Origin of the sequence: Allobosea sp., assembly GCF_035999205.1 — a bacterium.
Classification (GTDB): Bacteria; Pseudomonadota; Alphaproteobacteria; order Rhizobiales; family Beijerinckiaceae; genus Allobosea.
This window is the reverse complement of sequence record NZ_DASYHA010000026.1, coordinates 148,148-167,727: the sequence shown is the minus strand read 5'-3', so window position 1 is coordinate 167,727 and position 19,580 is coordinate 148,148. Positions and strand designations below refer to the sequence as shown.

Here is a 19,580-nt window from a genome sequence, read left to right as displayed (position 1 = left end):
CATGACCGCCGTGAAGCAAATCGAGGCTTCGGCGCGCGCACAGGTCGGCAAGGGGGCCGCCCGTGCAGTTCGTCGTCAAGGCCTGACACCCGCCGTGATCTATGGTGGGGGCGCCGCTCCCGAAGCGATCGCGCTCGACGCCAACAAGACCCGCCTGATGATCTATGGCGGCCACTTCCTGACCACGATCTTCGAGATCTCGATCGGCGGCAAGAAGCAGCGGGTCATCCCGCGCGACTACCAGCTCGACCCGGTCAAGGATTTCCCGATCCATGTCGACTTCCTGCGGGTCGCTGCCGGCCAGACCGTGACGGTCGAGGTTCCGATCCACGTCGTCGGCCAGGACGCCAGCCCCGGCATCAAGAACGGCGGCGCGGTCCAGATCGTCGAGCACTCGCTCGAGATCACCGTCGAGCCGGAGCTGATCCCCGAGTTCTTCGAGGTTTCCGTCGCCGGTCTCCAGATCGGTGGCTCGCTCGAAGCCAGCGTGATCAAGCTGCCGAAGGGCGCCAAGCTGACGGTCGGCTCGGACGCCACCATCGTGACCATCGTTCCGCCGATGGCGGAAGAGGCCACCGATGCGGCCGCCGCTCCGGAGGCCGAGGCCAAGGCCTGATCGGCCCCATCCTCGCGACAGAACGACAGACGGCCGGGTCATCCCGGCCGTTTTGCTATCGGCAGCAATGCCTCCAGTCATAAGCGCTCGTCATGCTGATCTTCGCAGGCCTGGGTAACCCGGGCTCCCGCTATGCCGGGAACCGCCACAATATCGGCTTCATGGCGCTCGACGAGATCGCGCGCAGGCACCGGGCCTCGCCCTGGCGCGCGCGCTTCCAGGCCCAGGCCTGCGAGGCGACGCTCGGGACCGAGAAGGTCATCCTGCTCAAGCCGCAGACCTACATGAACGAATCCGGCCGCGCGATCGGCGAGGCCGCGCGCTTCTTCAAGGTCGAGCCCGCCGACGTGATCGTCTTCCATGATGAACTCGACCTCGCCCCGGCCAAGCTCAGGGTGAAGATCGGCGGCGGCAATGCCGGCCATAACGGCCTGCGCTCGACCACGGCGGCGATCGGCAACGACTATCGCCGCGTCCGGCTGGGCATCGGTCATCCCGGCCTGAAGGAACTCGTCCACGCCTATGTGCTGAACGATTTCGGCAAAGCCGAGCTGCCCTGGGTCGAGGATCTCTGCACGGCCTGTGCCGACAATGCCGAGCTGCTGGCGAAGCACGACGATGCCGGCTTCCAGAACAAGGTGCATCTTTTCATGGATGCTCGCGGCCACGCCGCCGTGAAGCGCCTCGGCGAGAAGGCGACCGATTGAGGCGCAGCGCGCTTCAGTAGGGCAGTTGCGCGCCGGCCTTGGCGATCGTCACGCGGCTCGCGCTGAAACTGCCATCGGCCTGCTTTGTCGCCGTCATCGCGACCTGCACGCCGGCCACGAGTTCCCCCGCCTGTGCGGGCACCGCCATGATGATGTTGGCCTCGGGCGTGATCGTCACCTTCTGCTCACCGCCCGGATAGGTCAGCATGATCGTGGAGCCGTCGACGCGCGAAACCGTCTCGGCCACGGTCGCATTGGTCATCGTACTTTCCGGCAGCACGCTCCAGGGACGATGCCCCTCCCCCGTACCACGCATCGCTTCGGAGAAAATGAAGACCTGCACCGCCAGCAGCGAGCCATCCAGCTGTGGCCGCGCTCCGACACCGACGAAGCTGCCCTTCTTGATATCCGCCGCCGTTGCCTTGACGACGCCGCCGACCGCATAGCCGGAAGCCAGCGCGACCTGTGCCGAAGCGCCGTCGACTGTCTTGACGACAAGTGCATTGCCCTCGGCCTTCTCGACCTCGCCTCGAATGCGCGTCGTCAGCGACTGGGCCTGCGCCGCCGCCGTCAGTCCAAGAATGAAGAAGGCGGCAGCGAGAGAACGCATCGGCAAGGCTCCATCGTCCGGGAGAAGGTCGCGCCCCCAGTCCTGCGCCCCCGCGGGCAGGCGTGCCACGCACGTTCGTGTGATCCGCCGATGGCTGGTCTGCACCGTGCCATCTTGTGTTTGTCGCGCCTCGACGCCAATAAGACCCCAAATCTTCAACGCATCGACGAGCCCCGCATCCGGCGGCTCCGCAACGGATCGGTCTCATGGGTTTCAAATGCGGTATCGTCGGCCTGCCGAATGTCGGCAAGTCGACCCTCTTCAACGCGCTGACGCAGACGGCGGCCGCACAGGCGGCGAACTACCCGTTCTGCACGATCGAGCCGAATGTCGGCGACGTCGCCGTGCCGGACGACCGGCTTGAGAAGCTTGCCGCCATCGCCGGCTCCAAGGAGATCATCCCGACGCGGCTGACCTTCGTCGACATCGCCGGCCTCGTGCGCGGCGCCTCCAAGGGCGAAGGCCTCGGCAACCAGTTCCTCGCCAACATCCGCGAATGCGACGCCATCGCCCATGTCGTGCGCTGCTTCGAGGATGGCGACATCACCCATGTCGAGGGCAAGGTCGCGCCGATCAACGACATCGAGATCATCGAGACCGAGCTGATGCTGGCCGACCTCGAAAGCCTCGAGAAGCGCGTGCTGCCGCTGGAGAAGAAGGCCAAGACCGGCGACAAGGACGCCAAGGAAGCGGTCGAGCTGATGAACCGCTGCCTCGTGCTGCTGCGCGACGGCAAGCCGGCCCGCCTCGTCCAGGTCGCACCGGAAGAGCGCCGGGCCTTCGACATGCTCGGCCTGCTCTCCTCCAAGCCGGTGCTCTATGTCTGCAATGTCGAGGAGGCCAGCGCCGACAAGGGCAACAGCTTCTCCGACGCTGTAAAGAAGCGTGCTGCCGAGGAGAACGCTGTCGCGGTCGTCGTCTCCGCCAAGATCGAGAGCGAGATCGCGGTGATGCCCGTGGAGGACCAGAAGGACTTCCTCGAGGCCGTCGGCCTGGAGGAACCTGGTCTGAACCGCGTCATCCGCGCCGGCTACGCGCTGCTCCACCTCGTGACCTACTTCACGGTTGGTCCGAAAGAGGCCCGCGCCTGGACCATCGAGAAGGGCACCAAGGGCCCGGCCGCTGCCGGCGTGATCCATAGCGATTTCGAGAAGGGCTATATCCGCGCCGAAACCATCGCCTATGACGACTACATCGCCAACAAGGGCGAGTCGGGCGCGCGCGAAGCCGGCAAGTTCCGCCTCGAAGGCAAGGAATACGTCGTCGCCGACGGCGACGTGCTGCATTTCCGCTTCGCCAACTGAGCCAGTCCGCTAACGAGCAAGGCCGCCGACGCGATGCTGTATTTCGAGGATTTCATCGTCGGAGAGACGGTCTCGGCCGGCAGCATCGCAGTCTCGCAGGACGACATCATCGCCTTCGCCTCGCGCTTCGACGCGCAGGACTTCCATGTCGATCCGGAAGCGGCGAAGGCGAGCTTCGGTGGCACGCTGATCGCCTCGGGCTGGCATAGCTGCTCGCTGCTGATGCGATTGATGGCGGAGAGCTTCCTCCTGAACTCCTCGGGCATGGGTGCGCCCGGTATCGAGGAGGTGAAGTGGCTCCGTCCGGTCCAGCCCGGCGACCTGCTGCATGGCCGCCGCACCGTGACGGAGATCAGGCCCTCGCGCTCGCGCCCGGATATGGGACTGATCCGCTTCCGGCTCGAACTCGTCAACCAGCGCGAGGAGCCAGTGCTGGAGCAGGCGAACTGGATCATGTTCGGCCGGCGCGGCTCCGATGCGGCGCAGCCCGCAGGCGACTGGCTCGCCCATCCGCCACGCTATGTCCCGCCGGTCTTTGCCTCGCCAATCGAACCGCCGCTGAAGCCGACGCAAGCCGCCCGCTTCTTCGACGACATCGAGATCGGCCAGCGTTTCGAGCTCGGCAGCTGCGTCTTCACCGCCGACGAGATCGTCGCCTTCGCGCGCGCCTTCGATCCGCAGCCTTTCCACATGGACGAAGAAGCGGCGCGGGCAAGTTCCTTCGGCCGCCTCGCCGCTTCCGGCTGGCACACCGCCGCCGTCTGGATGGCGACGATGGTGACGCATCGCCAGCGCCAGCTCGCCGCCTTCGGGCCCGGACGCGCGCCGCGCCTCGGCCCCTCCCCGGGCTTCAAGAACCTGAAATGGTCGAAGCCCGTCTTTGCCGGCGACCGCATCACCTATCACTCGGCGGTGACGGACAAGCGCGCCAGTGCCTCGCGGCCGCAATGGGGGCTGTTCTTCCACCACAACACCGGCGTGAACCAGAATGGCGAGGAGGTGTTCAGCTTCGACGGCTGTGTCTTCATCGAGCGGACACCCTCCTGACGACACTTCCCGATCTGTGTCACAGGCCGATGGCCTGTGCGGCCGCGATGCTTCTGCAAGCGCCCCCTACCCTGTAGGCAAGAAGGTTCAAGGTCGCGATCACGGCGGCCGGACAAGAACCTCCAGGGAGAAACCGATCCGTGCCGACCGGACGCGTCTTCAATACCGCCCAGATGGCCGCGCGCGCCCGCAAGCGCCTGCCCCGGGCGATCTTCGACTTCATCGAGGGCGGCGCTGGCTCCGAGATCGCAGTGGCCCGGAATCGCGCCCGCTTCGAGCAGATCGCCCTGATGCCTCAGGCCCTGCGCGATTGCTCAGCCGCTCATTCCGAGGTGACGATCTTCGGCCGTCGCTACGCCGCTCCTTTCGGCATCGCGCCAATGGGCTTCGCCGATCTGGTTTGCCCCGGAACAGACCGCGCTCTGGCTCAGGCGGCCCGGGCAGCGAATGTGCCCTATACGCTGTCCACGGCGGCAACGACCTCGATCGAGACGATAGCCCCGATCGCGCAAGACAATCTCTGGTTTCAGCTGTATCCGGGCTCGGATGAGGCCATCGCAGCCGGGCTGATGCAGCGGGCGCTCGCTGCCGGCGTGACCACGCTCCTGGTCACGATCGACATCCCCGTGCCGGCCAGGCGCGTCCGCGATCTGACCAACGGGCTGGCGATCCCACTGCGGCCATCGCTGCGTACCGTCCTCGATGTCGCGCGCCACCCGGCCTGGCTGCTGCGGGCGGCGCGCGGCGACCGCCCGGGCATGGCCAACTTCGTCGACGGAAAGGGCTCGCTGAGCGGGCTCGCCCATGCCGAATTCGTTTCGCGCCAGCTCTCCTTCCCCGGCCTCGACTGGCGCCGGATCGAGGCCATCCGCAAGGCTTGGCCGTATCACCTCGTCATCAAGGGCATCCTGAACCCGCAGGACGCCGTCATGGCCGAGCGCATCGGCGCCGACGGCCTCGTCGTCTCCAACCATGGCGGCCGCCAGCTCGATGCCGCCCCCTCCTCGATCGAGGTCCTGCCCGCGATCCGGGAGGCCTGCGGCGACCGGCTGAAGCTGATCCTCGACAGCGGTGTGCGTACGGGAGACGACATCGCGCGCAGCCTCGCTTCGGGAGCGGATTTCGTCCTGCTGGGACGGCCCTTCCTGTTCGCCGTCGCGGCCCTTGGCCTCGCGCACGGCCCGGCCGCGATCATCGACATGCTTCGCGCCGAATTCCTGAATACGCTGATCCATCTCGGCTGCGCCGACCCGGCCGAACTCGGCAGCGACCATCTCTGGCCGGGACGCCATCTCTCGCTGAGACAGGGCTCGAATCGATGAAGATCGCGATCATGGGAGCCGGTGCCGTCGGCTGCTATTACGGCGCCATGCTGGCCCGGGCCGGCCATGAGGTGACGCTGATCACCCGGCCCCAGCATGTCCATGCGGTCCGCGAGCGCGGCCTGGTCTTCGAGAGGCGTACGTCGACCGAGAAGCTGCCAGTCGCAGCGGCAACGGACGCTTCCGGCGTCGCCGGCACCGACGTAGTCCTGTTCTGCGTGAAGTCCGGCGATACCGCTTCGGCCGGCCGGGAGATGGCGCCCCATATCGCTGCTGGGACAACGATCTTGAGCCTGCAGAACGGCGTCGACAATGCCGAGCGGCTGCAGGAAGTTCTGGGGCGGCCAGTCATTCCGACCGCCGTCTACGTCGCATCGGAAATGGCGGGCCCCGGCCATCTCCGCCATCATGGTCGCGGCGAACTCGTCATCGGGTCTGGCGCGTCGAGTGCGGAGATCGCCGAGGTTTTCGGACAGGCCGGCATTCCAACCGAAATCTCTGGCAACGTCGTCGGCGCGCTCTGGTCGAAGCTGATCGTAAACTGCGCCTACAATGCCCTCTCGGCCATTCCGCAGCTTCCTTATGGGCGGATGATTGCAGTCGACGGCGTCCGCGCCTGCATGAAGGAAATCGTCGCCGAATGCGTTGCCGTCGCCAGACAGCGAGGGGTCGAGGTCGATGACGACATCCTCGATAAGGTGCTGGCGCTCGCCGCAGCGATGCCCGACCAGTCCTCCTCGACCGCCCAAGACCTCGCGCGCGGCAAGACGACCGAGATCGATCACCTCAACGGCTACGTCGTTAGGACCGGCGCGAAGCTCGGGATCGCCACGCCGGCGAACCGGCTTCTCACCACCATCGTCAAGCTGATGGAGGAAAGCGCACGCGCCTGAGTGACACGCCGACGTCGGCGGCGAAGCGCCGGGTGGGCATGCAGCCGCGCGCATTGTCGCACGTCGAAGACCCATGCCAAGCTGCCCGCAAACCGGTGGCGGTCAAAACAAGAAGCACCGGGCAGGAAACGAACTCCAAGGAAACCAACTCAATGAAGCGCAGATCCTTTTTGAAGGGCGCCGGCGTCGGCGCCGCCGCCGGCATCGCATCGCCGGCGATCGCACAGGGCACGCCATCGATCACCTGGCGCCTGGCTTCGAGCTATCCGAAGTCGCTCGATACGCTCTATGGCGCCTGCACCTATCTGTCGGAGGCTGTCTCTGCGGTCACGGATGGCAAGTTCAAGATCCAGGTCTTCGCCACCGGCGAGATCGTGCCGGCCCTGCAGGTCGCCGACGCCGTGACCAACGGCACCGTCGAGATGGGTCATTCCGGCTCCTACTTCTACATCGGCAAAGATACCGCTTTCGCCTTCGGCACGGTGATTCCGTGGGGCCCGAACAGCCGGCAGATGCAGGCCTGGCTGTTTCATGCCGGCGGTCTCGAACTGCTCAACGAATTCTACGCCAAGTTCAACATCTACAACCTGCCCGCCGGCAATACCGGCGCGCAGATGGGCGGCTGGTTCCGCAAGGAGCTCAAGTCAGCGGCCGATCTCCAGGGGCTGAAGATGCGCATCGGCGGGCTCGGCGGCAATGTCCTGCAGAAGATGGGCGTGGTGCCGCAGCAGCTCGGCGCCGGCGACATCTATCCCGCCCTGGAGCGCGGCGTCCTCGACGCAGTCGAGTTCGTCGGCCCCTATGACGACGAGAAGCTCGGCTTCGCCAAGGTCGCGCCCTACTACTACTACCCCGGATTCTGGGATGGCTGCGCCGAGCTCAGCTTCTTCATCAATCTGGAAAAGTGGAACAGCCTGCCGCCGACCTACCAGAAGGTGCTCAAGAACTGCGCCATGGCCGCCGGCCACGACATGCAGGCGAAATACGACGCCCTCAACCCGCCCGCCCTGAAGCGGCTGATCGCCGGCGGGGCGCAATTGCGGCCGCTGCCGAACGACATTCTCAAGGCGAGCTATAAGCACACCAAGGATCTCTACGCCGAGATGTCGGCCGCCAATCCGAACTTCAAGAAGATCTACGATCACCTCTGGGCCTTCCAGCAGGACAGCACGCGCTACTGGCAGATCTCGGATCTCTCGTTCGACCTGATGTCGGCTACGGCACTGCAGCAGCGCTGGCAGGACGGCTAAGCTACGACGCCGACCTGAAAGAAGCCGGAGGCCTGCGAAGCGGCCTCCGGCATACCTCGCCTAGCACGACGATTACTCCAAGCTTGGCCTGTCCGGGTTTCGGTCGGATTCCGTTGGGCAGCTGAAGCCCTCATCCAGCAGAGCCATTGAAGGGCCGTCTCGGCCGATGTTCCAGGAACACCCGAGCCATCGGGGGCGCCGGAGCATCGTTCGAGGCGGCCCTTCTGCGTCCGGCATGAGGGTTCATCCGCTCCGTCGCATAAAAAATTGCATATTGGAGATTTTATCCAATTGACAAGCGGGAGCGATCTCCCGTCTTTTAGGCACGCTTTCGAGGGTCCGAAGAACCGAGAAACCGCATGATCGCGCCCCTGCCCACCCGTGCGAAGCAGCCGCAGTTCCGCCAGACCATGACCGGGGCGGCGGTCGCGGAGCTGCGCCGGCGCATCCTCTCCGGCTCGGTTGCCGCCGGTGAGGCCTTGCGGCAGGACGCGCTGGCGAAGGAGTTCGGCATCAGCCGCATCCCGATCCGCGAGGCCTTCCACCAGCTCGCCGCCGAAGGGCTGGTGACGCTCCACCCGCATCGCGGCGCGGTCGTGACGGCGCTCTCGGCCGCGGACATCGCCGAGCTCTTCGACCTGCGTGCCATGCTGGAGCCGGACCTGATCCGGCGCGCCGTGCCGCGACTGCAGCCAAGTGACTTCGCCCGCGCCGAAATCATCCTCGCCGAATACGACGCCGCGATCCGCGAAGGCGACCTCGATGCCTATGGCGAGCTGAACACCGAGTACCACCTCTCGCTCTACCAGGTTGCCGGCCGCCAGCAGACGCTCGAGCTCGTGCGCGTCCTTCTCGCCAATACCGACCGCTACACTCGCGTCCAGCTCACCATGTCGGATGGAGCGACCACACGGGCCAAGCGGGAGCATGCGGCACTGCTGGATCTGTGCCGCATGGGCGATGCGGAAGGGGCGGCCCGATTGACGCTCGACCATGTGCTCGCGGTTCGCCACGACCTCCTCGAGCTCCTGCAGGATGCCGACGATGCCGAGGCTCAGCCATCCGGCATCGCGGACGGCTTGCCGGCCGCCTGACCACCCGGCGCTTTCGACCACGATTTCTCAAGACAGATCAACGAGGACAGCAGGCATGACGATCGGAGTGGGGGGCTCGAGCTTCGAGGCGGAACTCGCAAAGCTGAAACCGATGACGGACGGCATCGAGCCGATCGCGGTCAAGGAATTCAAGGAGCGCATCGCCAGGGCGCAAGCCCTGCTGCGCGAGCAGGGCCTGCAGGCGCTCTATCTCGATACCTCGACGAGCCTGGCCTATTTCACCGGCATCCAGCTCGGACTGAGCGAGCGGCTGCATGGCGCGATCATCCCGGTCGAGGGCGAGATCGCCTACCTCAGCCCGGCCTTCGAGGAGCCGAAGACGCGCGAATACATGAAGTTCGGCGACGACGTCCGCTGCTGGGAAGAGCATGAGGACCCGACCGAGCTGGTCATCGAGACGATCCGCAGCATGGGCTATGAGAGCGGCCAGGTCGCGCTCGACCCCCAGACGCCGTTCTACATCGCCGATGGCCTGCGCAAGGCCGGCAACCGTTTCTCCTTCGTCCATGGCAATTCGATCACCGCGACCTGCCGGCAGCTCAAATCGACCGCCGAGATCGCGCTGATCCAGCGCGCCATGGACATCACCATGGAGGTGCACCGCGCCGCCGCACGCACGCTGCAGGTCGGTGTCACCACGGCGCAGGTCAAGGAATTCCTGGCCCAAGCCCATCGCAAGCTCGGCATGAGCACGTCTTTTGGCGCCGCCCAGTTTGGCGAAGCGACCGCCTATCCGCATGGCGTACCCTATGAGCAGACGCTGCAGGATGGCGACATGGTCCTCATCGACATGGGCACCAAGCTCGGCGGCTACTGCTCCGACATCACCCGCACCTATGTCTTCGGCGAGCCGACCGAGCGCCAACGTGACATCTGGGATCTGGAGAAGCGCGCCCAGCTCGCCGGCTTTGCCGCCGCCCAGCTCGGTGCCCCCTGCGAGAACGTCGATTTTGGCGCGCGCGGCGTCATCGAGGCCGCCGGCTACGGCCCCGGCTACAAGGTGCCGGGCCTGCCCCACCGCACCGGCCACGGGCTTGGCCTCGACATCCATGAGGAGGCCTTCATGGTGAAGGGCAACAAGACACCGCTCCAGGCCGGCATGTGCTTCTCGGTCGAGCCGATGATGTGCATCTACGGCGAATTCGGCGTCCGCCTCGAGGACATCGCCTACATGGCCGAAGACGGCGCGCGCTGGTTCACCCAGCCCGCGCACTCAGTCGACGATCCCTTCGGCTACCAAGCCTGAGCCATCACGCGGCGCAGGCTCCGCACTCACCCGATTTTTCCCACCATCAAGCCAGCCCAAGAACACGCAAAGGAAACACCATGGCTTCGAATGTCTTCGTCGGCACGATTCCGGCCCTCATGACGCCTTGCAAGGCGGACCGTTCGCCCGATTTCGACGCGCTCGTCCGCAAGGGCCAGGAACTGATCGCCGCCGGCATGTCGGCAGTGGTCTATTGCGGTTCGATGGGCGACTGGCCCCTCCTGACCGACGAGGAGCGCATGGAGGGCGTGGCCCGGCTCGCCAAGGCCGGCGTGCCCGTCATCGTCGGTACCGGCGCGCAGAACACGCAGCGCGCCGCGGCCTTCGCCAAGCATGCCAGCGATGTCGGCGCCAAGGGGCTGATGGTGATCCCGCGCGTGCTCTCGCGCGGCCCCTCGCCTTCCGCGCAGGAGGCCCATTTCGCCGCAATTCTGGAGGCTTCCAACGGCCTGCCGGCGGTGATCTACAACAGCCCCTATTACGGCTTCGAGACCCGCGCCGAGCTGTTCTTCAAGCTGCGCGCGAGCTTCCCGAACCTGATCGGCTTCAAGGAGTTCGGCGGCGCCAAGAGCCTGACCTACGCGGCCGAATACATCAGCGGCCAGTCTGACGACATCACCCTGATGGTTGGCGTCGACACCCAGGTCGTGCACGGCTTCGTCAATTGCGGCGCCGCCGGCGCGATCACCGGCATCGGCAACGTGCTGCCCAAGCCCGTCCTCCATCTCGTCGCGCTCTGCGAGAAGGCTGCGAAGGGCGATGTCGCGGCGCGCCGCAAGGCGCAGGAGCTGGATGGCGCGCTCGGCGTCCTGTCGAGCTTCGACGAGGGGCCTGACCTGGTTCTCTATTACAAGTATCTGATGGTTCTTGAAGGCAACCCGGAATACGAGCTGCACTTCAACGCCTCGGACGCGCTGAGCCAAGCCCAGAAGCACTACGCCCGGACCCAGCTCGAGCTGTTCAAGAGCTGGTACGCGGCCTGGGCCAAGGCCTGATACGAAGCCCGATTGGCACGCGAAGCGAGCCAAAGAGCCCCGACGCCAGCGCGCGGGGCTCTCGTCGCCTCAGCCGACCTTGCCGTAGCCCGCGAATTTTGCGGCGACCCGCGCCATCTCCTCCTCGTCGAGGATGACGGGTTCCAGCCCCGAGGCGAGGATGTCGAGATACTGCCCGGCAAGGTTCTCCACCTCGGCCACGATCTGGTGCGCCCCCGCGAGCGAGCCACCGAGCGCGATCACGCCATGGTTCGCGAGCAGCACCGCCTTGCGCCCCTCCAGCGCCCTGACCGCGTTCTCGGCCAGTTCCGGCGTGCCGAAGGTCGCATAGTCCGCGCAGCGCACATCGGCGCCGCCGCAGAGCGCGATCATGTAGTGGAAAGCTGGAATCCCGCGCCGCGTTGAGGACAGCGCCGTCGCGCGCGGCGAATGCGTGTGGACGATCGCCTGGGCCTCCGGCCGCGCCCGGTAGATCGCGGCATGGAAGGGCCATTCCGAGGACGGCTTGCGGCTGCCTGATACCACTGTCCCGCCCAGCGAGAGCTCGATCAGATCCTCGGGCGTCGTCTGCGCATAGGGCAGGCCCGATGGCGTGATCAGGAAGCCGGCTTCCGTCCGCGCCGACACATTGCCCGATTTCGAGGGACAGAAGCCCGCCTTGTCGATCGCCTGCGCGACCGCCACGATCCCGGCCCCGAGTTCATTCGCCTTCATCGTCCTGCCTCGTTCAACCCGCCGCCCCGCTTCCCCGTTCGGGGAACAGCCGGGCCAGCCCCTCCGCGCTCGCCGCAGCGACGCCGCGCTCGGTGATCAGCCCGGTGACCAGCCGCGCCGGCGTCACGTCGAAGGCCGGATTTGCTGCATTGCTGCCGGGAGCGACGACACGGAAGGCCCGCACCTCGCCATCCTCGCTCACCCCGGTCAGATGCGTGACCTCGCGCGCGGAACGCTCCTCGATCGGGATGTCCCGCAAGCCGTCAGACAGGCTCCAGTCGATCGTCGGCGACGGCAGCGCGACATAGAAGGGCACGCCGTTGTCATGCGCCGCCAGAGCCTTGAGATAAGTGCCGATCTTGTTGGCGACATCGCCCGTCGCGGTCGTCCGATCCGTGCCGACGATCACCATGTCGATCTGGCCCTGCTGCATCAGATGCCCGCCGGCATTGTCCGCGATCACGGTATGCGGCACCCCATGCGCGCCGAGCTCATAGGCGGTCAATGCAGCGCCTTGATTGCGCGGCCGGGTTTCGTCGACCCAGACATGGACGGGAATGCCCGCGTCATGGGCGAGATAGATCGGCGCCAGCGCGGTACCCCAATCGACAGTGGCGAGCCAGCCCGCATTGCAATGCGTGAGGATGTTGAGGGCCTTGCCCGCCGGGCGCTCTGCCGCGACCGCGCGGATGACCTCGAGCCCATGCTCGCCGATGGCCCTGCACAGCGCGACATCCTCGTCGCAGATCGCGGCGGCTTCCGCATAGGCGGCCTCGACGCGCTCGCCGGGTGCCAGCGACGCGAGCGCCGCCCGCATCCGGTCTAGAGCCCAGTGCAGGTTGACCGCCGTCGGCCGCGTCGCTCCCAGCAGGCCGAGCGCCCCATCCAGCGCGGCGTCGGACGCGTCGACCCGCATCGCCAGCGCCGTGCCATAGGCCGCCGTCGCTCCGATCAGCGGCGAACCGCGCACGACCATGCTGCGGATCGCTTCGGCAGCCGCCTCGCAGGAGGACAACGTCACGGTCTCGAAACGGAAAGGCAGCCGGGTCTGGTCGATGACGCTGACGCGCCAGCCATCCTGTGCCAGCCAGATCGTGCGATAGGCCTGACCGTGGATTTTCATGCGCCTGCCGCCTCCTTTGCCGTCATTGCTTCGCTGCGCTCGCAATGAGCAATGACCCCATAAGGCTCAATGCCCGGGGAATGAGACCAGCGTGCGGACGGGAACGCCGAGGCGCCTGATCCGGTCGGCGCCGCCGAGATCGGGCAGGTCGACGATGAAGCAGGCGGCCACCACCTCGGCGCCCAGCCGGGTCAGTAGGTTCACCGCTCCTTCCGCCGTGCCGCCGGTCGCGACCAGATCATCGACCAGCAGCACGCGCTCGCCGGGCGTCACGGCATCCTTGTGAACCTCGATCTCGTCTGTGCCGTATTCCAGCTCATAGGTCACGCTCACCGTCTCGCGCGGCAGCTTGCCCTTCTTGCGCACGGGCACGAACCCGGCCGAGAGCTGATGCGCCACCGCTCCGCCGAGAATGAAGCCGCGCGCCTCGATACCGGCGATCTTGGCGATCTTCAGCCCCGCGAAGGGCTGCACCAATTCGTCCACGGCACGACGGAAGGCGCGCGCATCGCCGAGCAGCGTGGTGATGTCGCGGAAGACGATGCCGGGCTTGGGATAGTCCGGGATCGAGCGGATGGTGTCGGCGAGTTTCATCTCGTCAGGCCGCCTTCAGGATGCGTCCCGCCACGGCGTCGAGCTTGGCGAGCAGCGTGGGATCACGGAAATCGGGCGCGGTGATCATGGCATTGTCGAGCGCGTTGTGGGAGCCGGCCGGACAGGGCACGCGCTCTGCCGGGAAATCGGCGGCCAGCCGAGCGACCAGCCGTTTCGCCTTGTCGGCGTTCTCGTGCAGCACCTTGACCACGGCTGCGACGTCGACAGGCCCGTGCTCCTCATGCCAGCAGTCGAAATCCGTCACCATCGCCACCGTCGCATAGGTGATCTCGGCCTCGCGAGCGAGCTTGGCCTCGGGCATCGCGGTCATGCCGATCAGGTCGTAGCCCAGCCCCTTGTAGGTCATCGATTCCGCATAGGTTGAGAATTGCGGCCCCTCCATCGTCACCAATGTACCGCCCTGGACGAAGGCCAGCCCCTCGGCCGTGGCGGCGTCGGCGATGCGCGCCCGCAACGCCGGACCGACCGGCTGGGCGAGCGAGACATGCGCGACGCAGCCCTTGCCGAAGAAGGAGCTCGGCCGGCCGCTGGTGCGGTCGACGAACTGGTCCACCAGCACGAACAGGCCGGGATAGAGCTCCGCCTTGTAGGAGCCACAGGCCGAGAGCGAGACGAGATCAGTCACGCCCACTCGCTTCATCACGTCGATATTGGCGCGGTAGTTGATCTCCGAAGGCGGGATCGCATGTCCCCGGCCGTGGCGCGGCAGGAAGACGATCTTGGTCGTCCCGATCCGGCCGATCCGCAGCACGTCGGACGGCTCGCCCCATGGGCTCTCGATACGCTCCTCGCGCAGGTCCGTCAGCCCCGGCAGATCGTAGATGCCCGACCCGCCGATGATCCCGAGAACGGCTTCGCTCATGCGTGATTCTCCAGTCAAATGCGCGACGCAAAGCAGGCTTCTGTGAAGGTCTTATCAAACGGTCGCGGCGGCGAACGCAACAGGGCACCTCAAACGAAAAGGGCCCCGTCTCCGGGGCCCCTCTCTGGATACTTTGTGCGGTCAGTGCACGGCCGAACCATCGGGCATGCGCGACCAGACCTTCTTCTTCGTATAGTAGAGCAGCCCGGCGAAGATCATCAGGAAGAGCATCACCTGCAGGCCGATGCGCTTGCGCTGCTCGAGATGCGGCTCGGCCGCCCAGACAAGGAACGCCGTGACGTCCTTGGCGTACTGCGCCACCGTCTCCGGCACCTGCGGCTGGCCGTCGGCACCCTTCGGGTACTCGACCTGCCCGTCGCTCAGCGGTTTCGGCATCGCGATCAGATGGCCGGGCATATAGGTGTTGTAGTACTGGCCCGGCAGCAGGGTGACGCCCTCCGGCGGCGGATCCTTGTAGCCCGCCAGCAGCGCCGCAATGTAGTCCGGCCCCTGCTCCTGATACTGCGAGAAGATGTCGATGACGAAGCGCGGGAAGCCTCGCTCATAGGTCCGCGCCTTGGCGATGACCGAGAGATCGACCGGATAGGCCCCGCCATTGGCGGCGCGCGCCGCCTGCTCGTTCGGGAACGGCGACGGGAAGGCGTCTGCCGGGCGGCCGGGCCGCTCGAACATCTCGCCCGAGTCGTTCGGGCCGTCCTTGATCTGGAAGGTCGCGGCCAGGGCCGTGACCTGGCCGGCCGAGAACTCGGGCCCGCCGGGCTGCGACAGGTTGCGGAAGCGCAGCAGCGAAGCCGCATGGCAGCTCGCGCAGACCTCCTTGAACACCTTGTAGCCGCGCTGGAGCTGGGCCCGGTCGAACTTGCCGAACGGCCCGGAGAAGGACCAGCTCAGCGAGGGCGGGATGACGCGGTCGCCGGCGGCCTGAGCCGTCAGCGGCAGGGCCGCAAGCAGGAGGCCGAAGGCGGCCGAGCGGAGCGAAATCTTGCTCATGGTTTCGTCTCAGCCCTTGGCGTTGGGTTCGGCAGCGGTTGCGAGGGCCATCCGGCTGCCCGAGGCGCCCTCGAGCGAACCGAGCACGGAATCGGCGATCGAGTTCGGCAGCGCCTTGGGCCGTTCGAACAGGCCGACGACGAAGAGCGCCACGAAGAAACCGAAATACAGCGCCGTGAAGATCCGCGAGGCCACGACATAGCCGCCCTCGGCCGGCATCGCGCCGAGCCAGCCGAGCCCGATGCAGACGACGAGGAACGCCCAGAAGAGCTGGCGGCCGATCGGACGGTAGCTCATCGACTTGACCTTGGAGGTGTCGATCCAGGGCAGGAAGGCGAGCACGACGATCGCCGCGCCCATGGCCAGCACGCCGCCGAGCTTGTCGGGGATGGCGCGCAGGATCGCGTAGAACGGCAGGAAGTACCACTCCGGAACGATATGCGCCGGCGTCACGGCGGGGTTCGCCGGGATGTAGTTGTCGGCATGGCCCATGAAGTTGGGCTGGTAGAACACGAAATAGGAGAACACGAAGATGAAGCAGACCATCCCGAACAAGTCCTTGATGGTCGCATAGGGCGTGAACGGCACGGTGTCCTTCGCGACGTTCTTCACCTCGACGCCGGTCGGGTTGTTCTGGCCGACATGGTGCAGCGCCCAGACGTGAAGGATGACCACGCCGAAGATCATGAAGGGCAGCAGGTAGTGCAGCGAGAAGAAGCGGTTCAGCGTCGGATTGTCGACCGAGAAGCCGCCCCACAGGAAGGTCACGATCGTCTCGCCGACCACGGGCAGGGCCGAGAACAGGTTGGTGATGACGGTCGCACCCCAGAACGACATCTGGCCCCAGGGCAGCACGTAGCCCATGAAGGCGGTCGCCATCATCAGCAGGAAGATCACGACGCCGAGGATCCAGAGCACCTCGCGGGGCGCCTTGTAGGAGCCGTAGTAGAGGCCGCGGAAGATATGGACATAGACGGCGACGAAGAACATCGAGGCGCCGTTGGCGTGCAGGTAGCGCAGCAGCCAGCCATAGTTCACGTCGCGCATGATGTGCTCGACGGAATTGAACGCCATTGTCGCATGCGGGGTGTAGTGCATCACCAAGATGATGCCGGTCACGATCTGCGCGACCAGCATGAACATCAGGATGCCGCCGAAGGTCCAGAGATAGTTCAGGTTGCGCGGAACCGGATAGGACACAGCCGAATCATGCGCGAGGCGAATGATCGGCAGGCGCGCATCGAGCCAGCGCTCGATTCCGGTCTTCGGGACGTAGGAACTGTGACCACTCATGCGGATTGCCTCGGGGCTGTCTCTTCCAGGCGGGAACGTGCGGAGCGCATCGCTCAGCCGATCCGGATCTTGGTGTCGGCGCTGAACGCGTAGGGCGGCACCGGCAGGTTGAGCGGCGCCGGGCCCTTGCGGATGCGGCCGGACGAATCGTAGTGCGAGCCGTGGCAGGGGCAGAACCAGCCGTCATAGTCACCCTTCGGGTCGCCGGGCGAGTTGCCGAGCGGCACGCAGCCGAGATGGGTGCAGTTGCCATAGACCACGAGGAATTGCTCATGGCCGTCCTTGACGCGAGCCTGGTCGGTCTGCGGATCGGGCAGCGTCGCGACATCGACCGCGCGGGCCTCGTCGATTTCCTTCTTGGTGCGGTGGCGCACGAAGATCAGCTTGCCGCGCCAGAACAGCTTGATCGCCTGTCCTTCCGCGATGGGAGAGAGATCGAGGTCGATCGGCGCGCCGGCAGCGACCGTCTGCGCGTCGGGGGCAAGCTGCATCACCAGCGGCACGGCAACCGCACCGAGGCTGACGACGCCGGCTGCGCCGGTCGCCAGCATGAGGAAATCGCGGCGGGTGGTTTCGGTCGATTTCGTATCGGTCGCGTGCGCCACGATCCAATCCTCTGCGCGTCAGTCGAGCTTTGGAACAACTCGAAATTTCAGTCTGGCGCCCCTCTTAGGGGCGCGCCGCAACGGCCGCAATGCGGCGGCACGTCACTGCCGCGCTCTTTGGCATGCAGTTTGGACGAAGTCTACTGTTGCGCCCCATTCCCGCCACAGCCCGCTGACGCTTTCGCAGGAGTGGCGCGATTTCGCCGCAACGCCATGCCGGCAGGGAAAAATTAACCAACTTCCCGCGATTTGTGCGGTGTACGTCCTCTGCCCGAGTTTCGCGACACGATGCGCCTCTCCACCTGGCTCCCCGCGACAGCGATCGCGGCCGCGTCGACAGTCATGATCCCCGTTCTGGCCGCCCGCCCGCTGGACGCAACTCTCGCGGCAGGCGTGTTTCCGCCCTGGTGGAGCGAAAGCGAGATCATCGACGCCGCAGCGCGGGCCGGCGCGGTTCTGGCCACCGGGACACTGCCCTTCGTCGTCATCATTCGTGCCGAAGGCGGCGACGCGGCCCGGCGCCTGAGCGACCAGGGCGCACTCTTCTCGCTCGATCCCGCTGGCGCTGCCATGTGTGCAAGGATTCAACGCTGATGGCGAAGACCATTTTTGACTTCCGGCGGCTCGGAAACCGCGTCATCGTCGCCGCGATCTGGGCTGCGGTGCCGACTGTCCTGCTGGTCGCGAAGGCGCCCGGCACCATCGGTACCTGCGCCGCCATCCTGGGCGCCTGCGCGACCGCGCTGGCCTGGTTCGACCGGGGCGAGGCCGGAACGCGCGTCGCGCTCGGCGTGTCGCTGATGGTCGCGGTCTCGCTGGTCGTCGCCGCGCTCGCTGGCCATCCCTGGCAGATCGACCTCCACATGGCCTATTTCGCCGCCCTCGCGATGCTGATCATCTATTGCGATTGGCTGGTCATCGCCGCAGCGGCGGCGCTCGTCGCCGTGCATCATCTGCTCCTGGCCGTCGTCATGCCCGGGCTCGTCTTCCCGGGCGACAGCGCCTTGGGGCGCGTCGTCGTCCACGCCGTGATCCTGGTCGTCGAGGCCGTCACGCTGGCCTGGGCGGCGCAGACGATTCGGGCTACCCTCGCGACCGCCGAACATTCGCTCCGGCGGGCAGACGAGGCACTCGGCGAAGCTTCAGCCGCACAGCTGGCGGCCGAGACGGCGAGCGATCGCGCCGATCGGGCCCGCAATGCGCAACAGATATCGGTGGCGGAGAGCGCAGCGTTGCAGGAGGCCATCGATCGCGAACGCGCGCTCGTCGTCGCTGGGCTTGCGCAGGGTCTCGACAGCCTCGCGCGCGGCGACCTGACCCATCGGATCACCACCGCCTTCCCTCCCGACTACGAGAAGCTGCGCTCGGACTTCAATCACGCGTCGGACAAGCTGAACGACACGATGCAGAGCATCGCGCGCGTGGCCAAGGCGATTCGCGGCGCGGGCGAAGAAATCAGCACCGGCTCTCTCGACTTGTCGCAACGCACCGAGCAGCAGGCCGCCTCGCTGCAGGAGAGCGCCTCGACCGCCGAACAGCTCGCGGCCTCGGTGAAGCTGACCACGCAATCCGCCCAGCAAGCCCTCGCGCAGGCCCGCAATGCGACGGACATTGCCGAGAAAGGTGGCGAGGTCGTTGGATCGGCGGTGCGCGCCATGGCGGAAATCGAAAGCTCGGCGCAGAAGATCTCCGACATCACCGGCGTCATCGACGACATCGCGTTCCAGACCAATCTGCTCGCGCTCAACGCAGCCGTCGAAGCCGCCCGCGCCGGCGAGGCGGGCAAGGGCTTTGCCGTCGTCGCCGCCGAAGTGCGGGTGCTGGCGCAGCGTTCCGGCGCAGCGGCCAAGGACATCGAAGCCCTGATCGCCGCCTCGAACCGTCAGGTGGTCGAGGGCGTGCTGCTGGTCCGCTCCTCCGGCGAGGCCTTGCAGGATATCGTCCGCGCCTCCGACGGCGTTGCCGCCATGGTCTCAGAAGTGTCCGAGGCCTCGGTCGAACAGGCGCGCGGCATCGAGGAGATGAGCCGGACCGTCGCGAAGCTCGACGAGATGACCCAGCAGAACGCCTCCCTGGCCGAGGAGAGTTCGGCCTCGGCCATGTCGCAAACCAGCCAGATCGAGACCTTGACGAAGCTGGTCACCAGCTTCCGGACCTCGGACCAGATGGGTCTCGTGCGACCGACTCCGGTCGCGGCCCCGCTCAGACAGAGCGCCTGACCTCGAGCTCCG

20 protein-coding genes are annotated in these 19,580 nt (G+C 66.4%); 12 read left to right on the top strand and 8 right to left on the bottom strand.

Translation table 11 applies throughout. From position 1 onward, the window contains the following. Window position 1: 1 nt before the first annotated feature. A complete protein-coding gene (locus VGN82_RS22690; protein WP_327529345.1) occupies window positions 2-616 on the top strand; it encodes a 50S ribosomal protein L25/general stress protein Ctc in 615 nt (204 codons plus the stop codon). A 92-nt stretch (window positions 617-708) separates the two neighbouring features. After that, window positions 709-1,323, top strand: a complete 615-nt coding sequence (gene pth, locus VGN82_RS22685) for an aminoacyl-tRNA hydrolase (RefSeq protein ID WP_327529344.1) — start codon at window positions 709-711, stop codon at window positions 1,321-1,323. Between the two features lie 13 nt (window positions 1,324-1,336). On the opposite strand, the gene VGN82_RS22680 is transcribed toward pth, so the two are convergent. Beyond that, window positions 1,337-1,933 (bottom strand): hypothetical protein, encoded by a 597-nt coding sequence (locus VGN82_RS22680; RefSeq protein ID WP_327529343.1) that lies wholly within the window; start codon window positions 1,931-1,933, stop codon window positions 1,337-1,339. A gap of 206 nt (window positions 1,934-2,139) precedes the next feature. On the opposite strand from VGN82_RS22680, the gene ychF reads away from it, so the two are divergent. The 8 genes from ychF (at window position 2,140) to VGN82_RS22640 (ending at window position 11,126) form a co-directional block, all read left to right on the top strand. After that, complete coding sequence (ychF, locus tag VGN82_RS22675) at window positions 2,140-3,237, top strand: redox-regulated ATPase YchF (RefSeq protein WP_327529342.1); 1,098 nt, start codon at window positions 2,140-2,142, stop codon at window positions 3,235-3,237. Between the two features lie 33 nt (window positions 3,238-3,270). Beyond that, on the top strand, window positions 3,271-4,284 hold the full coding sequence (locus tag VGN82_RS22670) for a MaoC family dehydratase (RefSeq protein ID WP_327529341.1): 1,014 nt from the start codon (window positions 3,271-3,273) through the stop codon (window positions 4,282-4,284). A gap of 140 nt (window positions 4,285-4,424) precedes the next feature. After that, a complete protein-coding gene (locus VGN82_RS22665; RefSeq protein ID WP_327529340.1) occupies window positions 4,425-5,606 on the top strand; it encodes an alpha-hydroxy acid oxidase in 1,182 nt (393 codons plus the stop codon). Beyond that, window positions 5,603-6,499, top strand: a complete 897-nt coding sequence (locus VGN82_RS22660) for a ketopantoate reductase family protein (RefSeq protein WP_327529339.1) — start codon at window positions 5,603-5,605, stop codon at window positions 6,497-6,499. Before VGN82_RS22665 ends, VGN82_RS22660 begins: the two co-directional genes overlap by 4 nt. Before the next feature lie 152 nt (window positions 6,500-6,651). Next, window positions 6,652-7,749, top strand: coding sequence for a TRAP transporter substrate-binding protein (locus tag VGN82_RS22655; RefSeq protein ID WP_327529338.1), 1,098 nt, complete (start codon window positions 6,652-6,654; stop codon window positions 7,747-7,749). Window positions 7,750-8,108: 359 nt separating this feature from the next. Further along, window positions 8,109-8,843 (top strand): GntR family transcriptional regulator, encoded by a 735-nt coding sequence (locus VGN82_RS22650; RefSeq protein WP_327529337.1) that lies wholly within the window; start codon window positions 8,109-8,111, stop codon window positions 8,841-8,843. A gap of 55 nt (window positions 8,844-8,898) precedes the next feature. Beyond that, on the top strand, window positions 8,899-10,110 hold the full coding sequence (locus tag VGN82_RS22645) for a M24 family metallopeptidase (RefSeq protein ID WP_327529336.1): 1,212 nt from the start codon (window positions 8,899-8,901) through the stop codon (window positions 10,108-10,110). Between the two features lie 80 nt (window positions 10,111-10,190). Continuing rightward, the gene (locus tag VGN82_RS22640; protein WP_327529335.1) at window positions 10,191-11,126 is read left to right on the top strand and encodes a dihydrodipicolinate synthase family protein; all 936 of its coding nucleotides are present in this window, start codon (window positions 10,191-10,193) and stop codon (window positions 11,124-11,126) included. Window positions 11,127-11,195: 69 nt separating this feature from the next. Here VGN82_RS22640 and VGN82_RS22635 read toward each other — a convergent pair whose 3' ends face one another. The 7 genes from VGN82_RS22635 to petA form a co-directional block, all read right to left on the bottom strand. Then, window positions 11,196-11,840: a class II aldolase/adducin family protein gene (locus tag VGN82_RS22635; RefSeq protein WP_327529334.1), complete on the bottom strand. Its 645-nt coding sequence runs from the start codon at window positions 11,838-11,840 to the stop codon at window positions 11,196-11,198. A 13-nt stretch (window positions 11,841-11,853) separates the two neighbouring features. Continuing rightward, the gene (gene mtnA / locus VGN82_RS22630; protein WP_327529333.1) at window positions 11,854-12,963 is read right to left on the bottom strand and encodes an S-methyl-5-thioribose-1-phosphate isomerase; all 1,110 of its coding nucleotides are present in this window, start codon (window positions 12,961-12,963) and stop codon (window positions 11,854-11,856) included. 66 nt (window positions 12,964-13,029) lie between these two features. Then, entirely contained in the window at window positions 13,030-13,557 is a 528-nt protein-coding gene (locus VGN82_RS22625; protein ID WP_327529332.1) for an adenine phosphoribosyltransferase, read from the bottom strand. A gap of 4 nt (window positions 13,558-13,561) precedes the next feature. Next, entirely contained in the window at window positions 13,562-14,440 is an 879-nt protein-coding gene (locus VGN82_RS22620) for an S-methyl-5'-thioadenosine phosphorylase (RefSeq protein WP_327529331.1), read from the bottom strand. 141 nt (window positions 14,441-14,581) lie between these two features. Beyond that, window positions 14,582-15,451, bottom strand: coding sequence for a cytochrome c1 (locus VGN82_RS22615; protein ID WP_327529330.1), 870 nt, complete (start codon window positions 15,449-15,451; stop codon window positions 14,582-14,584). Between the two features lie 9 nt (window positions 15,452-15,460). Beyond that, complete coding sequence (locus VGN82_RS22610; RefSeq protein WP_327529329.1) at window positions 15,461-16,744, bottom strand: cytochrome b; 1,284 nt, start codon at window positions 16,742-16,744, stop codon at window positions 15,461-15,463. Between the two features lie 53 nt (window positions 16,745-16,797). Then, entirely contained in the window at window positions 16,798-17,349 is a 552-nt protein-coding gene (gene petA, locus VGN82_RS22605) for a ubiquinol-cytochrome c reductase iron-sulfur subunit (RefSeq protein WP_327529328.1), read from the bottom strand. Window positions 17,350-17,637: 288 nt separating this feature from the next. Between petA and VGN82_RS22600 the strand changes: the two genes are divergently transcribed. Both VGN82_RS22600 and VGN82_RS22595 read left to right on the top strand, forming a co-directional pair. Continuing rightward, window positions 17,638-17,943 (top strand): hypothetical protein, encoded by a 306-nt coding sequence (locus VGN82_RS22600; protein WP_327529327.1) that lies wholly within the window; start codon window positions 17,638-17,640, stop codon window positions 17,941-17,943. Next, window positions 17,943-19,568: a methyl-accepting chemotaxis protein gene (locus VGN82_RS22595; RefSeq protein WP_327529326.1), complete on the top strand. Its 1,626-nt coding sequence runs from the start codon at window positions 17,943-17,945 to the stop codon at window positions 19,566-19,568. Before VGN82_RS22600 ends, VGN82_RS22595 begins: the two co-directional genes overlap by 1 nt. The last annotated feature ends 12 nt before the right edge of the window (window positions 19,569-19,580 follow it).

Excerpts from the sequence above, each read along its gene's own strand:
- VGN82_RS22650 (WP_327529337.1), top strand. The coding sequence starts at position 8,109 with ATGATCGCGCCCCTGCCCACCCGTGCGAAGCAGCCGCAGTTCCGCCAG.
- VGN82_RS22655 (WP_327529338.1), top strand. The coding sequence starts at position 6,652 with ATGAAGCGCAGATCCTTTTTGAAGGGCGCCGGCGTCGGCGCCGCCGCC.
- VGN82_RS22690 (WP_327529345.1), top strand. The coding sequence starts at position 2 with ATGACCGCCGTGAAGCAAATCGAGGCTTCGGCGCGCGCACAGGTCGGC.
- VGN82_RS22670 (WP_327529341.1), top strand. The coding sequence starts at position 3,271 with ATGCTGTATTTCGAGGATTTCATCGTCGGAGAGACGGTCTCGGCCGGC.
- VGN82_RS22625 (WP_327529332.1), bottom strand. The coding sequence starts at position 13,557 with ATGAAACTCGCCGACACCATCCGCTCGATCCCGGACTATCCCAAGCCC.
- VGN82_RS22595 (WP_327529326.1), top strand. The coding sequence starts at position 17,943 with ATGGCGAAGACCATTTTTGACTTCCGGCGGCTCGGAAACCGCGTCATC.
- VGN82_RS22610 (WP_327529329.1), bottom strand. The coding sequence starts at position 16,744 with ATGAGTGGTCACAGTTCCTACGTCCCGAAGACCGGAATCGAGCGCTGG.
- VGN82_RS22645 (WP_327529336.1), top strand. The coding sequence starts at position 8,899 with ATGACGATCGGAGTGGGGGGCTCGAGCTTCGAGGCGGAACTCGCAAAG.
- ychF (WP_327529342.1), top strand. The coding sequence starts at position 2,140 with ATGGGTTTCAAATGCGGTATCGTCGGCCTGCCGAATGTCGGCAAGTCG.
- VGN82_RS22640 (WP_327529335.1), top strand. The coding sequence starts at position 10,191 with ATGGCTTCGAATGTCTTCGTCGGCACGATTCCGGCCCTCATGACGCCT.
- VGN82_RS22635 (WP_327529334.1), bottom strand. The coding sequence starts at position 11,840 with ATGAAGGCGAATGAACTCGGGGCCGGGATCGTGGCGGTCGCGCAGGCG.
- VGN82_RS22615 (WP_327529330.1), bottom strand. The coding sequence starts at position 15,451 with ATGAGCAAGATTTCGCTCCGCTCGGCCGCCTTCGGCCTCCTGCTTGCG.
- mtnA (WP_327529333.1), bottom strand. The coding sequence starts at position 12,963 with ATGAAAATCCACGGTCAGGCCTATCGCACGATCTGGCTGGCACAGGAT.
- pth (WP_327529344.1), top strand. The coding sequence starts at position 709 with ATGCTGATCTTCGCAGGCCTGGGTAACCCGGGCTCCCGCTATGCCGGG.
- VGN82_RS22600 (WP_327529327.1), top strand. The coding sequence starts at position 17,638 with ATGCGCCTCTCCACCTGGCTCCCCGCGACAGCGATCGCGGCCGCGTCG.
- VGN82_RS22680 (WP_327529343.1), bottom strand. The coding sequence starts at position 1,933 with ATGCGTTCTCTCGCTGCCGCCTTCTTCATTCTTGGACTGACGGCGGCG.
- VGN82_RS22660 (WP_327529339.1), top strand. The coding sequence starts at position 5,603 with ATGAAGATCGCGATCATGGGAGCCGGTGCCGTCGGCTGCTATTACGGC.
- VGN82_RS22620 (WP_327529331.1), bottom strand. The coding sequence starts at position 14,440 with ATGAGCGAAGCCGTTCTCGGGATCATCGGCGGGTCGGGCATCTACGAT.